12 protein-coding genes are annotated in these 12,457 nt (G+C 59.1%); 8 read left to right on the top strand and 4 right to left on the bottom strand.

Annotation, left to right across the window (positions count from 1 at the left end; translation table 11 throughout):
* Positions 1 to 9 precede the first annotated feature (9 nt).
* The 5 genes from K1W69_RS21710 to K1W69_RS21690 are packed head-to-tail and all read left to right on the top strand — an operon-like array spanning position 10 to position 5,223.
* On the top strand, positions 10 to 1,140 hold the full coding sequence (locus K1W69_RS21710; protein WP_220230529.1) for an ABC transporter ATP-binding protein: 1,131 nt from the start codon (positions 10 to 12) through the stop codon (positions 1,138 to 1,140).
* A 14-nt stretch (positions 1,141 to 1,154) separates the two neighbouring features.
* Positions 1,155 to 2,165, top strand: a complete 1,011-nt coding sequence (locus K1W69_RS21705) for a quinone oxidoreductase family protein (RefSeq protein ID WP_220230528.1) — start codon at positions 1,155 to 1,157, stop codon at positions 2,163 to 2,165.
* A gap of 18 nt (positions 2,166 to 2,183) precedes the next feature.
* The gene (locus tag K1W69_RS21700) at positions 2,184 to 3,674 is read left to right on the top strand and encodes a class I adenylate-forming enzyme family protein (protein WP_220230527.1); all 1,491 of its coding nucleotides are present in this window, start codon (positions 2,184 to 2,186) and stop codon (positions 3,672 to 3,674) included.
* Between the two features lie 31 nt (positions 3,675 to 3,705).
* A complete protein-coding gene (locus tag K1W69_RS21695; RefSeq protein WP_220230526.1) occupies positions 3,706 to 4,683 on the top strand; it encodes a TetR/AcrR family transcriptional regulator in 978 nt (325 codons plus the stop codon).
* 54 nt (positions 4,684 to 4,737) lie between these two features.
* Positions 4,738 to 5,223: a GNAT family N-acetyltransferase gene (locus tag K1W69_RS21690; protein WP_220230525.1), complete on the top strand. Its 486-nt coding sequence runs from the start codon at positions 4,738 to 4,740 to the stop codon at positions 5,221 to 5,223.
* Positions 5,224 to 5,232: 9 nt separating this feature from the next.
* Here K1W69_RS21690 and K1W69_RS21685 read toward each other — a convergent pair whose 3' ends face one another.
* Both K1W69_RS21685 and K1W69_RS21680 read right to left on the bottom strand, forming a co-directional pair.
* On the bottom strand, positions 5,233 to 6,459 hold the full coding sequence (locus tag K1W69_RS21685; protein ID WP_220230524.1) for an MFS transporter: 1,227 nt from the start codon (positions 6,457 to 6,459) through the stop codon (positions 5,233 to 5,235).
* Positions 6,460 to 6,518: 59 nt separating this feature from the next.
* A complete protein-coding gene (locus tag K1W69_RS21680) occupies positions 6,519 to 7,286 on the bottom strand; it encodes an SDR family oxidoreductase (RefSeq protein ID WP_220230523.1) in 768 nt (255 codons plus the stop codon).
* Between the two features lie 132 nt (positions 7,287 to 7,418).
* On the opposite strand from K1W69_RS21680, the gene K1W69_RS21675 reads away from it, so the two are divergent.
* The 3 genes from K1W69_RS21675 to K1W69_RS21665 all read left to right on the top strand — a co-directional run bounded on the left by K1W69_RS21675 (position 7,419) and on the right by K1W69_RS21665 (position 10,526).
* Positions 7,419 to 8,315 carry a LysR family transcriptional regulator gene (locus K1W69_RS21675; RefSeq protein WP_220230522.1) on the top strand — a complete coding sequence of 299 codons (897 nt, stop codon included), beginning with the start codon at positions 7,419 to 7,421 and terminating at the stop codon, positions 8,313 to 8,315.
* Positions 8,316 to 8,389: 74 nt separating this feature from the next.
* Positions 8,390 to 9,025, top strand: coding sequence for a phosphoribosyltransferase family protein (locus tag K1W69_RS21670; RefSeq protein ID WP_220230521.1), 636 nt, complete (start codon positions 8,390 to 8,392; stop codon positions 9,023 to 9,025).
* A 115-nt stretch (positions 9,026 to 9,140) separates the two neighbouring features.
* Positions 9,141 to 10,526 carry an aminotransferase family protein gene (locus K1W69_RS21665; RefSeq protein WP_220230520.1) on the top strand — a complete coding sequence of 462 codons (1,386 nt, stop codon included), beginning with the start codon at positions 9,141 to 9,143 and terminating at the stop codon, positions 10,524 to 10,526.
* Between the two features lie 325 nt (positions 10,527 to 10,851).
* Here the strand turns inward: K1W69_RS21665 and K1W69_RS21660 are convergent, their stop codons facing one another.
* Both K1W69_RS21660 and K1W69_RS21655 read right to left on the bottom strand, forming a co-directional pair.
* Positions 10,852 to 11,634: a 3-hydroxybutyrate dehydrogenase gene (locus tag K1W69_RS21660; protein WP_220230519.1), complete on the bottom strand. Its 783-nt coding sequence runs from the start codon at positions 11,632 to 11,634 to the stop codon at positions 10,852 to 10,854.
* A 45-nt stretch (positions 11,635 to 11,679) separates the two neighbouring features.
* Positions 11,680 to 12,417 (bottom strand): acetoacetate decarboxylase, encoded by a 738-nt coding sequence (locus K1W69_RS21655; protein ID WP_220230518.1) that lies wholly within the window; start codon positions 12,415 to 12,417, stop codon positions 11,680 to 11,682.
* Positions 12,418 to 12,457 lie beyond the last annotated feature (40 nt).

Here is a 12,457-nt window from a genome sequence, read left to right as displayed (position 1 = left end):
AGGTTAGAAATGTCTGTCGGACTTACCCTTGAACATGTAACCAAGACCTTCTCCCAAGGCGCAAAGTCGATAAACGCCGTCGATGACCTGTCCCTCGAGATCGGCCCTGGCGAATTTTTCACATTTGTCGGGGCGTCGGGATGCGGCAAGACGACGACGCTCCGCATGATCGCCGGCCTTGAAAGCGTCAGCAGCGGTCGAATCCTTTTCGACAAGGAGGACGTCACCGGAATTCCGACGCAAGGCCGCGATATCGGCATGGTCTTCCAGGACATCGCGCTGTTTCCCTATATGTCGATCCGGGAGAATATCGGATATTCACTCAAGGTCGCGCGCGTGCCCAAAAAGGAAATCGACGAGAGGGTCGAACGCACGGCGGAATTGCTGTCCATCAGCGACAAGCTGGCGATGAAGCCGGTGCAACTGTCCGGCGGGCAGCAGCAACGCGTCGCCATCGGCCGCGCAATCGTGCGGGAACCGAAGGTTCTGCTGCTTGACGAGCCGCTTTCGGCGCTCGACGCACGGCTTCGCACCGAGATGCGCAGCGAGATATTGCGCCTTCACCGCAGGATCAACTCGACGATCATTTACGTGACGCACGACCAGGTCGAAGCAATGACGATGTCGTCGCGCATCGCCGTCATGGAAGGCGGAAAAGCCGTCCAAGTCGACCAGCCAAGGAGCGTATTTCGCTATCCGGCGCGCGAAAGCGTGGCGACCTTTATCGGCACGCCGGCGATGAACGTATGGGACGCCAGCCTCGAGGGGCCGACCGACGCGCCGCGTCTGAGCTGGTCGGGAGTATCCGTTCCGATCTCACGGGAAGACGCACAGGCTCTGTCAGGACTGACAACGGTGAGACTGGGCGCACGACCTCAGGCCTTGAAGCTCGTTCCGGCCGATGAAGCGCTGCTGGAAGCCACACTCAGCTTGAAGGAACCACTGGGGCTCGAAGACGAATGCCATCTGCAGGTGGCGGACGGGCTTGAGCTCAGGCTGGTCGGACGGGTCCCGGACAGCGTCGCTGAAGGCAGCCTCGTCCATGTCAATATCGACCCGTCGGATTTCTGCGTGTTTCACCCGGAAACCGGGGAAGTCTTGAGACACGGCCTGAACAAAGAACAAATCAAAACCATTTAGGGAGAAGATAAACCATGCGCGCAATTGTCTTCAACGAACACGGACCGTTCGAAAACCTTCAGGAAGCCGAAATTCCGCAGCCCGAAGCCGGTCCGGGACAATTGCTGCTTCGCGTCAAGGCGGTTTCCCTCAATGGATTCGATCCGATGGTGATGCGCGGGATTCCGGGACTTCGCACCCCTCTTCCGATGATTCCGGGCGCAGACATATCAGCGGAAGTCGTCGAATTCGGACCGGACGTCGATCAAAGCAAATTCTCTCTCGGGCAGCGCGTGGCGATCAATCCAAGCAATGATCGCGGCATGATGGGCGAAACGCTGAGAGGCGGAATGTGCGAGTTCATCGCCGTCGACCAGAGCCAGATCCTGCCGATACCCGACGACGTGACCGACGTTCAGGCGGCATGCCTGCCAACGGCCTATGCGACCGCCTATCGCATGCTGTTTTCAAGGGGCGGCGTCAAAAGCGGGGAGAGCATACTGATACTCGGCGCAAGCGGCGGCGTCGGCACGTGCTGCATCCAGTTGGCCAAGGCGGCTGGTTGCCACGTGATCGCGGTGACGAGCAGCAAGGACAAGGCGGAAAAGCTCAAAGCCATAGGCGCGGACGACGTGGTGGACGCCAGCGAGACCAGCTATGTCGACTTTGTAATAGACAAGTTCGGGAAACCGCGCACCAAAGGACCGACAGGCGGCGTAGACGTGTGCGTCAACTATTCCGGCGGCGACAGTTGGGCGGAGTGTTTCAAGGTCGTTAAGCGCGATGGACGCATTCTCACCTGCGGCGCGACGGCGGGCTATGATCCCAAAACAGATATTCGCTATATCTGGTCTTTCGAGCAAACGATCATCGGGTCGAATGGCTGGCGGCAATCCGATCATGAAAGGATGCTGGACATGATCGCCAAAGGGGAACTGGATCCGGTGATCGATCGCGTCGTTCCGATGTCCGACGTTCAATCCGCCATGCGCGACCTGCACGATCGCAAGGTGACGGGCAAGGTCGTCCTCACGGTACCACAGTAAGTAGAAAGGCATTCAGCTATGTCGTCCGGGAATCTTGGAAAATGCTTTGACGCCGGCGCGTTCGGCGAGAAGATTGCCTTGATAGAACCTGCAAAACCTGCCGGGCAACGCGAAACCAGCTACATCGAGCTCGATCGCGAGGCCGACGCCGTAGCCCGGGGCCTGATCAAGAAAGGTCTGGTCGCCGGAGACAGCGTCGGTCTGATCGGCCAGAACAGCCGGGAATTCCTGAGCGCGTATTTCGGCGTGATGCGCGCCGGAATGATCGCAGTTCCAATGTCATTCAAGCTTGCGCAGAGAGTGATTGACCACATTTTCCAGGATTCGGAGATAAAGGCGGCCTTTGTCCAGGCCGATTTCGCAGGGATGGTTCCCGAAGGCGTTCAGGCGTTCAGCCTTCACCGGGATGATGGCTTCGAGACGTTGCTCGACCACGGACCGTTCGAAACGTTCGAACCCCAGGGGCGGGAACTGGCCATGATCCTGTACACGTCCGGCTCCACAGGGTTGCCCAAGGGCGTGTTGCTGTCGCACGCCTCACAGCGGTGGTCAATCGACCACGTCGCAAAGGCCGGCGACGACAAACAGCATCATCGTTACATTGTGGCCGCGCCGATGTTCCACATGAACGCCACCATCAGCGCCAAATCGGCTCTGGCGGTGGGCGCCAGCGTCGTCCTTCTGCCGACTTTCGATGCTCTCGAATATGCCAAAGCGATCGGCGATCATCGCGTGACCTGGCTGACCTCCGTTCCGACGATGCTGGCGATGGTGGCCAGGGAATCCGAACGATTGGGCAATATCGATCTCAGCAGCGTCACCAATGTAACGATGGGGTCCGCCCCGCTGACGCAAGCGTTAATCGACAAAGTGCAGGCAATGTTTCCGGCTTCAGTAATCAACAACAGCTACGGCACGACCGAAGGAGGCCCTTCTCCATTCGGCCCGCATCCTGACGGCGTCCCGCGCCCGGCGCTTTCGCTTGGATACCCTTTAAGCGGCGTGGAAACGAAACTCCTCGAAAGCGACGAACCCAACCAGGGCGTGTTTTACGTAAGAAGCCCCATGGTGATGGAAGGGTATCGCAATCTTTCCGAAAAAACCGGCGAAGTTCTGCAGGACGGCTGGTACAGAAGCGGCGACCTGATGCGCCGCGACGATGACGGCTTTTACTACTTTCTCGGTCGCGCGGACGACATGTTCAACGTTGGCGGAGAGAATGTCTGGCCGGGAGAGGTCGAGAAACTGATAGAAATGATGGACGGCGTCCATCAGGCAAGCGTCGTGCCCGCTCCACACGAATTGAAGGGCCAGGCGCCGTTCGCGTTCGTTGTTTTGCGTGAGGGCGCAAACCTCACCGAGGATGACATAAAGGCCTTTACGATCGCGAATGGACCTGCTTTCTCCCATCCGCGCAATGTCCGGTTTGTCGACTCGATTCCTCTTGCCGGAACAAACAAGCCGGACAGGAAACTGCTCATCGAAAGGGCGGCGCGCGAATTGAGTTGAGCGAATTATCCGCCAAAGTGGAGGAAAAGACATGAACTTGCTTAGCACCGCCGGAACGCGCATCAAGCAAACCTATCGTGTCTCCGACTACCAATCGTCCGAGACGATCATGACCTCCACCATCGTCGCCTGCGCCGAAGATCTCGTCAGCACAGCTGAATGCATGCACGGATTCGCGGTACTGGATTTCGTGCTTCACAACTCCTGTGTTGCAACAAGTGAGCAATTTGACATTACCGCGCGTCTCATGGATCGACGCGGCAGCGTGGCGACCTGGGAGTTGCACGCCGAAACACGGGACGCTCGCCAAATCGCGCGAATGTCTGTGTCGATGACCAGCGACGACGAACCTGCCGTGAAAATATTGAAGGTTTCCGAGCCGGAAGAGGCTCCGGCGTCCGCGCCAGCAGCCGAGAAAGCGGCGCCAGGCGACAAGCGGGAACTGATCGCCGAAGCGGCTTGCCGCGTTATGGCCAAAAAGGGCTTTGCAGCTTCCACCATGCGGGAAATCGCCCGCGAAGCTTCGATGCACGTCCCGACAATGTATCAATATGTCAGGAGCAAGGAAGAAGTTCTTGAACTGATATATCATCACCTTTGTCAACGTATCCGGATTTCCACGAGGCCGGTTTTCGAAGCTCAGTTGCCGCCGACGGAGAAGCTGAAGGCTGTGATCAATTGCCTGATTCACGTCAACGGATCCGTGAGGAAGGGATCCGGCGTCATGAACCGCGAGCTGAAATCGCTATCTCCGTCGGCGCGGCGGCGCGTTCTGGACGACTACGCCGAGATTGTAGACAAGATCGCGAATATCATCTCCGAAGGCATTGCAATCGGCGAATTCAGGCCGACAAACAAGCTGATCGCTGCTAATTTCATCGACTCGATGTGCGATATCTGGGTTCTGCGTCCTTTCGCAATGCAGGGCGTTTGCGAGCAAGACTATATCGATCAGGTGGTTGACTTCACCTTGAGCGGTCTTGTCGACACGGCTTCCGCCGCCAGATAGCGAGCCCTGCCGGGCATTGCAAAGGAGGCTGGCTCTCCGCTAAAGCTGTCCGCCATGCAGATACGCCCTGAAGAACCGATCGATGAGCCAGCCGTCCGAGCCATTCTCCTGCAATGCTTTCCTGGGCCCGACGAGGCGCGTCTTGTCGACCAACTGCGGTCCCGTGGCGACGCGGAAATCATGCTTGTTGCGCTGGAGGATGGAAAACCTGTCGCATTTGTCGCGCTGTCACGGATGCGCGCGCCGTTCAAGGCTTTGGGACTTGCGCCCGTCGCCGTGCTGCCGGAATACCGAAATCGCGGCTTAGCCGCCGAATTGATCCTGCGTGCGCTTGCAGACGCAAGAAGCGCCGACTGGAAGGGAGTGTTTGTGCTGGGCGACCCCGAATATTACAATCGCTTCGGATTCTCCATCGAAGCCGCGCACGGTTTCAAATCCCCCTATGCAGGCCCGCATTTCATGGCGTTGGCGCTTGACGGAGACCGTCTTCCGGCGACATCCGGCGCGGTGGAATACGCGCCGGCTTTCTCCAACCTTTGACCGACTTGATCAAGCTCCCGCCGGCTCAGGCATTCCGCTTCTGGCGGACCGATACCAAAGCAGGATCGCGACGATCACAAGATTGATGACGCCAGCGGCCGCGGCGTAAGCGTAGGAGTAGCTGTACGTGCCGAGCTGGTCGTAGAAATATCCCGCCTGGAAGCCGCCAATTCCCATGCCAAGCCAGCCCGCCATACCCACGATGGCGACTGCGAAACCTGTGATGCGCAGAGGCGCAGCCTCCCTGGCGCAGATCAGCAAACAGGTCATGACTCCGGAGAAGAAGAACCCGAAAACGATGGAAAGCAGGTAGAGCAGCGGAAGCGAGGCCGTCTGGGTGAACCAGAAAACAGACGCCGTCTGGCCGATCGAGGCGACAAAATAGGCGCGAAGACCGCCGACCCGGTCAGCGATGGTTCCAAACAATATCCGTCCGACCACACCGGACGCCATAAGCGCAAGCAGCAGGCCGGCCGCCGTTTGCGGAGACAGACCCAAATCCGTGCCGAGCGGCACGAGGTGCATGAGCGGCGCCGCCATGCAGATACAACAAAACACCCCGGCGATGGACAGCCATGGAATGGTGATCGTATGCGGCATTCCCCAGAGATTGTCATTTGATTTTCGCACCTGCGCGCCGGATTGCACGAGAACCGGCGGCGGCCGGAGCAGGAACATGGCGGGCAACAGCAGTACGAGATAGCAGACGCCGAGGGCGAGCATGGCCGTTCGCCAGTCCCAGGTCGAGATCATATATCGCGCCACGTAGGGTACGAGCCCCTGCCCCAGCGCGCCGCCGGCCGTGGCGATGCCGATCGCCATGCCTTTTCTCCGGCTGAACCACAGACCGGTCAGAGCGAGCAGCGGGGTAAAGAGTCCCGCGAAGCCGACCCCGCCGATCAGCAGATAGAGAAGATATATCGCATAGAGATTGGACTGATAGCCGACAGCCGCCACGGCGCCGGCCAGCGTGACGCTGGCGAGTATCGCAATCTGCCTGGCGCCGATGCGATCCGAAAGACTGCCCCAGACCAGACCGCCGAAAGCAGCGCCAACGGTGACCATGGTGTAGGCCATGGATATTTCAGCGCGTGACCAGCCGAATTCGGTTTGAAAGGGATCGATCAGGACCGTGACCGAGAGATTCGCGCCAAAGCCCAGGGCGAGGCTCAATGTGGCGACCGCCACGATGACCCAGCCGTAAGGCTGTTCCTGGATATTTTCCTGAGCCGCCAACAGTCTTCCTCCTGCTTCCCGAAAGCCGAACGCTGGCTCGCGGGAGAACAAGGATATCTTTATTCGACCAGACCGACCAGTCTGCGGTTTTCTTCATCTCTCAGGGAAAAGTCGCCTCCGGCAAATCCGGCAGCCGCTTCTGTGCAGAGCCAGACGGTGGCGCGTCCCGCCCAGCTTGCAGGAATATGGACTGTTGGATCCAATTGACTGACCGGATTGATGCCGGAGGCTTTGATGGCGACCTGCATATCGGTCGCCACCGTTCCGGGGCTGAGTCCGACGACACGAATACCCTTGTCGCGGTATTCCATGTCGCCGCAGCGCGTGAGGGAAAGAGCCGCCGCCTTGGAGGAGCAATAATGGCTCCAGCCTTCCAGCGCGGAGACGGCGGCGCCGGAACTGACATTGACGATTACGCCGCCGCCTTGTTCAAGCATGACAGGGATGGCGGCGCGCATGCCGTAATAGACGCCCTTGTAGTTGACGTCGGCGACCTTGGTCCATTGTTCGGGGTCGGAATCCGCCAGCCGCGCTATCGGTTCGATCTGGCCGGCATTGTTGATCAGAATGTCGAGACCGCCGAAGCGATCGACGCAGGCTTTCACCAGAGCGCTGACGCTGTCATAACTGGCGACGTCGCATTGCATGGCTTGCGCCGAACCGCCGGACTGACGGATTTCCTCGGCAATTTTCTCGATTGCATCCAGGTTGCGCGCCGCCAGAAGCACCTGAACTCCGAGATTGGCAAGTTCGCGGGCGCAGGCTTCGCCGATGCCCTTGCTTGCCCCGGTGACAATCGCCCTTTTCCCAGATAATTCCGACGTCATACAGTTATCGCAGCAGTTGCTATTCAAATCGTTGCTTCAGGCGATGCAGAACACTATTCGAAAATGTTTAGACACGGTTTGAAACTTGATAAACAGTTCGACGCGCACGACATTCATGTGTATTATGCATGAATGGAAGTCGACACGCTGAGAATATTCACCTCGGTTGCGAAACTCGGCAGCTTCGCGGCGGCCGCCCGATTGCATAGCACCGACCCATCGACCGTGTCGCGAACGATCTCGAACCTGGAGGAAGAACTCGGCATCCGCCTTTTCCAGCGGACCACGCGCAGCATGACGCTGACGGAAAGCGGAGACGCCTATCTCGGGCGCATAGCAACAATACTGGAAGACATCGACATCGCCCGCGAAGACGCGATGGCGGTCAGCAAACGGCCCACAGGCACGATCCGCATTACGACGACCTACGCCTATGGCCAGATCCGGATACTTCCGCTGCTTGCAAAATTTCGCGACAGGTTTCCCGGTCTGAAACTCGATCTCATACTCAGCGACTCCACGGTCGACCTTGTGACAGATGAAATCGACATCGCGATCAGACTGGCGCCGCGCATCCGGGGAAACGTGATTGCGAGCAAGATCCAGGATCTGCGCTACCATGTCTACGCAAGCCCGGACTATGTGGCGAAACACGGCCCCATAGACCGTCCGGCAGACCTTGAGAGACATCCTTGCATTCTTTTTCGTCTTCCGGCGTTCGGAAGCGTCTGGATGGCGCAGGACAGGAACGGAATCGAACGCGAAATCCGCATCCAGGGCGACATGAGCATCTCATCAATCCTCGCGCTCAAGCAAGGAGCCATCAACGGGCTGGGGCCTGCATTGCTGGCCGACTGGGTGGTCGAAGACGATCTCGACGCAGGCCGGCTCATCAAACTGTTGCCCGATTACACCTTCTCTGCAATGCACGTTCAATCCGCTGTCTGGCTGGTTTATCCGAGTCGACGATATCTTCCGACAAAGGTGCGCGTGGTGGTGGATTTTCTCAGGGAAAACCTGACACTCTAGGGCATGTGAACGGATCAGGCGGCGAGCGGCTGGCTGATTTTTTCGGAACACCGCCTGCCAGGGATTGAAACGCCATGACCACCCCGCCCTCCAACGTATCCGACCAGTCCTGGACCGTCGATGTCGCCGGTCTTCTTGTCGATTTGCCCATCGTTGCGATCAAGCCGGATTTCGCGATCTCGCTCATGATGGTCATCGATCTTGGCGTCGGCTTCATTTCACATGTCGGCGCGGAGTTGGCCCAAAAACTGGCGCCTCTCAAACCCGATGTGATCGTGGGAGCGGCGACGCTGGGAATTCCGGTGGCGATCGAGGTCACGCGGGCCCTGGGGCTGGACACCTACGTCATCCTGCAGAAATCACCGAAGATCCATCTCGGAGACGCGCTGACGCAAACCATCGCCTCGATCACGTCGAAAGGCGACCAGCGCCTTCTGCTCGACCGTCGCGCCGTCCCCTTGCTTGCAGGCAAGCGCGTGGTCGTGGTTGACGACGTGGTCGCCTCGGGATCGAGCCTGAAGGGATCTCTGGAGTTGGTGCGCGCCGCCGGCGGCGACGTCGTCGGCGTCGGCGTGATCCTGACCGAAGCCAAAGACTGGCGGGACGCGCTGGGGCCGGACGCGGATCTGATCCTCAGCCTCGCCCATATCCCGCAATTTACCCGAACTGAAGACGGACAGTGGACGCCGATTGCGGGAACCTTCCTTTAGAGCCGCCCTCGCCCGGATCTGGCTTCATGGAGCGTTTTCAACTGGGACTACTGGCCTTTGGCGATGTCGTGAGATGATATAGGGTAGGCAATTCCGTTCACTGCTGGAGCAGCAAATGAATTTTACACCCGGCGCCAATGATTTCAGCGAAGCCGTCGAAAGCGACCGCGCCCATGTGTGGCACCATCTGAGTCAGCACAAGCGCTACGAGACCACCGATCCGATGGTGATGATCGAGGGCAAGGGCCTGCGGCTCTGGGACGCCCAGGGACGGGAATTCCTTGATGCGGTTTCAGGCGGCGTCTGGACCGTGAACGTCGGCTACGGACGCACGAGCATCGCCGACGCCGTGCGCGACCAGCTCGTCAAGCTCAACTTCTTCGCCAATTCGGCCGGCAACATACCGGGAGCGCTGTTCGCCCAAAAGCTGATCGAGAAGATGCCGGGCATGAGCCGCGTCTATTTTTCGAACTCCGGATCAGAGGCCAACGAAAAGGCCTACAAGATCATCCGCCAGATCGCCCACAACAAGTATGGCGGCAAGAAGCACAAGATCCTGTATCGCGAACGCGACTATCACGGCACGACGATCACAGCGCTCAGCACGACATCCCAGAACCAGCGACGGGACCAGTACGGTCCGTTTACGCCGGGTTTTGTCGAAGTTCCGCATTGTCTGGAATATCGATCGCAATTCGGCCCATGCGAGGATTACGGCGTTCGCGCCGCAAAGGCCATCGAAGACGTTATCCTGCGCGAAGGCCCAGACACGGTCGGCGGCATCGTACTGGAGCCGGTGACGGCCGGCGGCGGCGTCATAACGCCGCCCGAGGGCTACTGGGAAACCGTTCAGGAGATCTGCCGCAAGTACGACATCCTGCTCCACATCGACGAAGTGGTGTGCGGCATGGGGCGCACCGGCAAGTGGTTCGGCTACCAGCACTACGGCGTCAAGCCGGACATCGTGACCATGGCGAAGGGCGTCGCGTCCGGCTACGCGGCGATATCCTGCACCGTGACCACGGAAGCGGTCTTCGACGAATTCAAATCCGACCCGTCGGACCCGATGAGCTATTTCCGCGACATCTCGACCTTCGGCGGCTGCGCCGCCGGCCCGGCCGCGGCGCTGGAAAACCTGCGCATCATCGAGGACGAGAATCTGCTCGAAAACACGACGCAGATGGGCGACTACCTGATGGGGCGGCTCGAGGAGCTCAAGCAGAAGCACGATATTATCGGAGACGTTCGCGGCAAGGGCCTGTTCTGCGGCGCTGAACTGGTCAGTGACCGGGAGACGAAGGAACCCGCCCCGGAACACATCGTTCAGGCGGTGACGGCGGACTGCATGGCGCAGGGCGTCATCATCGGCGCCACCAATCGCAGCTTCGACAGCTTCAACAATACGCTGTGCCTGAGTCCGGCTCTGATCTGCACCCGCAACGATATTGACGCAATCGTCAACGCTGTCGATGGGGCCCTGGAACGCGCGACGGCTTCATAGGTCAAAATCACAGCTTATTACGAGCCTATTTCGCCTGAAAATTGCAAAATAGTCGCCAAACTCTATTGGCTTGTATCACAGACCCCCTTAAACAAGGGGTCTGAACTGCAATTCGTTCCGCCATTACTGTAGTTGCCGAATTCCCTCCAAGGAGACTTGTTCGGCTGACTGCCATGGAACGGAAGCCTTGTTTCCGGGGTCTTTTGTTGTGCACCGGTATAGTTGCAAATTCCTTGCGTGAATCACCCATCCCATCACTCGCAAGGATTGTCGGACGGGGACCACCCGGTCCCCGTCTGTACCGGAACCGGCGGGCCGAGACGTGTTATTCCGCCGTCCAGCCGCCGTCTATCGGCAGAAGAGAACCGGTGATGGATGCTGCTGCGTCCGAGCACAGGAAAACCGCCAGAGCCGCGACCTGATCGACAGTGACGAATTGCTTGGTGGGTTGGGCCGCCAGAAGCACGTCGCGTTTGACCTGTTCTTCCGTCATGTTGCGGGCCTTCATCGTATCCGGGATCTGGTGCTCGACAAGCGGCGTCCACACATAGCCCGGACAGATGGCGTTGACCGTCACGCCGTTCTGCGCGACTTCGAGCGCAACCGTTTTCGTCAGACCGGCAATGCCGTGTTTCGCCGAAACATAGGCCGCCTTGTCGGGCGAAGCCACCAGCGCATGCGCCGAAGCGGTGTTGATGATGCGCCCCCAGCCGCGCTTCTTCATGCCGGGCACGGCGGTTCGTATCGTATGGAACGCCGACGAGAGGTTGATTGCGATGATCGCGTCCCATTTGGCGATCGGGAAATCCTCAATCGGCGCAACATGCTGGATGCCGGCGTTGTTGATGAGGATATCGACGGAGCCGTATTCGTTTTCGGCGTCCGTGATCATGGAAGCGATCTCGTCCGGCTTAAGCATGTTTGCGGGCGAATAGGAGCATTTTACGCCGTGTTCCGACGCGATGCCGCTGCGCGTCTTTTCTATTTCGCCGGCGTCGCCAAGGCCGTTGATGACGATGTTGGCGCCTTGTGCGGCGAGCGCATTGGCGTAGGCAAGTCCAATTCCGGACGTCGAACCGGTTATCACGGCAGTCTTGTTGGTCAGCATCTTTGTCTCCGATTGTTCGGGTTAAGGGCGATCGGCCGTTATGGGTCAGGCCAGATAGTCATAGACCACCTTGCCGAGACCGAGGGTCAGATCGGCCTTGAGATGTACGGCGGAAAGAACTTCCAGCACCGGCAGGTCGGCGACCGGCGCCAGCGCGTGGGGAAACAGCGACAACGCGGCCGGACCGGTCCATGCGCCTTTCAATGTCACGTCCTCGAGCCCGTATTCAACGATTTCGCAAATGCGGGGCGACCCGTCGACATGCGGGATGATCTTCAAAAGATAGTTCGGCGCGTCGAGGCTTTTGCGCACCGCGTCCAGATCGGCTTCGCGATGTTTGAAGCCCATGGTTCCCGTCGCCACGCGCACGCGGCCATAGTCCAGGGTTCCAACCAGCGTATCGATCTCGGCTTTCAGGCTTGGCGAGGCGAGCTTCTTGGGAAAGCCCCAGAGCTCACGACCGCCGGCGATGGGCGGATGATCGTTGAGAAACATGCAATGGGTGTAGTTGCCCGCCCTGCCCTCGAACGTGACCGGTATGACCTGGCCGGTTTCGGTATAATCGCCGAAGCCGGTCGAATCCGGCATGCGGATGAACTCGTATTTGACTACCGGCTCCGTCATCGCCAGCGGTTCGGGGACAACCGCCCGCAGACGCTCGGGATCCGTCCGATAGGTGATCGTGAAGAACTCGCGATCAACGAACCTGTATGGTCCGGGCGGATAGGCCGGGCTTGTGAGCGGCATTGAAAAGGCGGATTTTCGCACATCGTCCAGTTTCATGAGCCGATTTCCTCATCGTGGCGGTTGGCAGCAGGCACGC

The sequence above is a fragment of the Flavimaribacter sediminis genome, assembly GCF_019492055.1.
In the GTDB taxonomy this organism is placed as follows: Bacteria; Pseudomonadota; Alphaproteobacteria; order Rhizobiales; family Rhizobiaceae; genus Flavimaribacter; species Flavimaribacter sediminis.
The sequence above is the reverse complement of the archived record's forward strand: the minus strand, read 5'-3'. Positions and strand labels throughout refer to the sequence as shown.

Bases quoted from the DNA above. Each gene is read 5' to 3' on its own strand.
- K1W69_RS21700 (WP_220230527.1), top strand. From the start codon at position 2,184: ATGTCGTCCGGGAATCTTGGAAAATGCTTTGACGCCGGCGCGTTCGGC.
- K1W69_RS21675 (WP_220230522.1), top strand. From the start codon at position 7,419: ATGGAAGTCGACACGCTGAGAATATTCACCTCGGTTGCGAAACTCGGC.
- K1W69_RS21690 (WP_220230525.1), top strand. From the start codon at position 4,738: ATGCAGATACGCCCTGAAGAACCGATCGATGAGCCAGCCGTCCGAGCC.
- K1W69_RS21665 (WP_220230520.1), top strand. From the start codon at position 9,141: ATGAATTTTACACCCGGCGCCAATGATTTCAGCGAAGCCGTCGAAAGC.
- K1W69_RS21695 (WP_220230526.1), top strand. From the start codon at position 3,706: ATGAACTTGCTTAGCACCGCCGGAACGCGCATCAAGCAAACCTATCGT.
- K1W69_RS21660 (WP_220230519.1), bottom strand. From the start codon at position 11,634: ATGCTGACCAACAAGACTGCCGTGATAACCGGTTCGACGTCCGGAATT.
- K1W69_RS21680 (WP_220230523.1), bottom strand. From the start codon at position 7,286: ATGACGTCGGAATTATCTGGGAAAAGGGCGATTGTCACCGGGGCAAGC.
- K1W69_RS21705 (WP_220230528.1), top strand. From the start codon at position 1,155: ATGCGCGCAATTGTCTTCAACGAACACGGACCGTTCGAAAACCTTCAG.
- K1W69_RS21710 (WP_220230529.1), top strand. From the start codon at position 10: ATGTCTGTCGGACTTACCCTTGAACATGTAACCAAGACCTTCTCCCAA.
- K1W69_RS21670 (WP_220230521.1), top strand. From the start codon at position 8,390: ATGACCACCCCGCCCTCCAACGTATCCGACCAGTCCTGGACCGTCGAT.
- K1W69_RS21655 (WP_220230518.1), bottom strand. From the start codon at position 12,417: ATGAAACTGGACGATGTGCGAAAATCCGCCTTTTCAATGCCGCTCACA.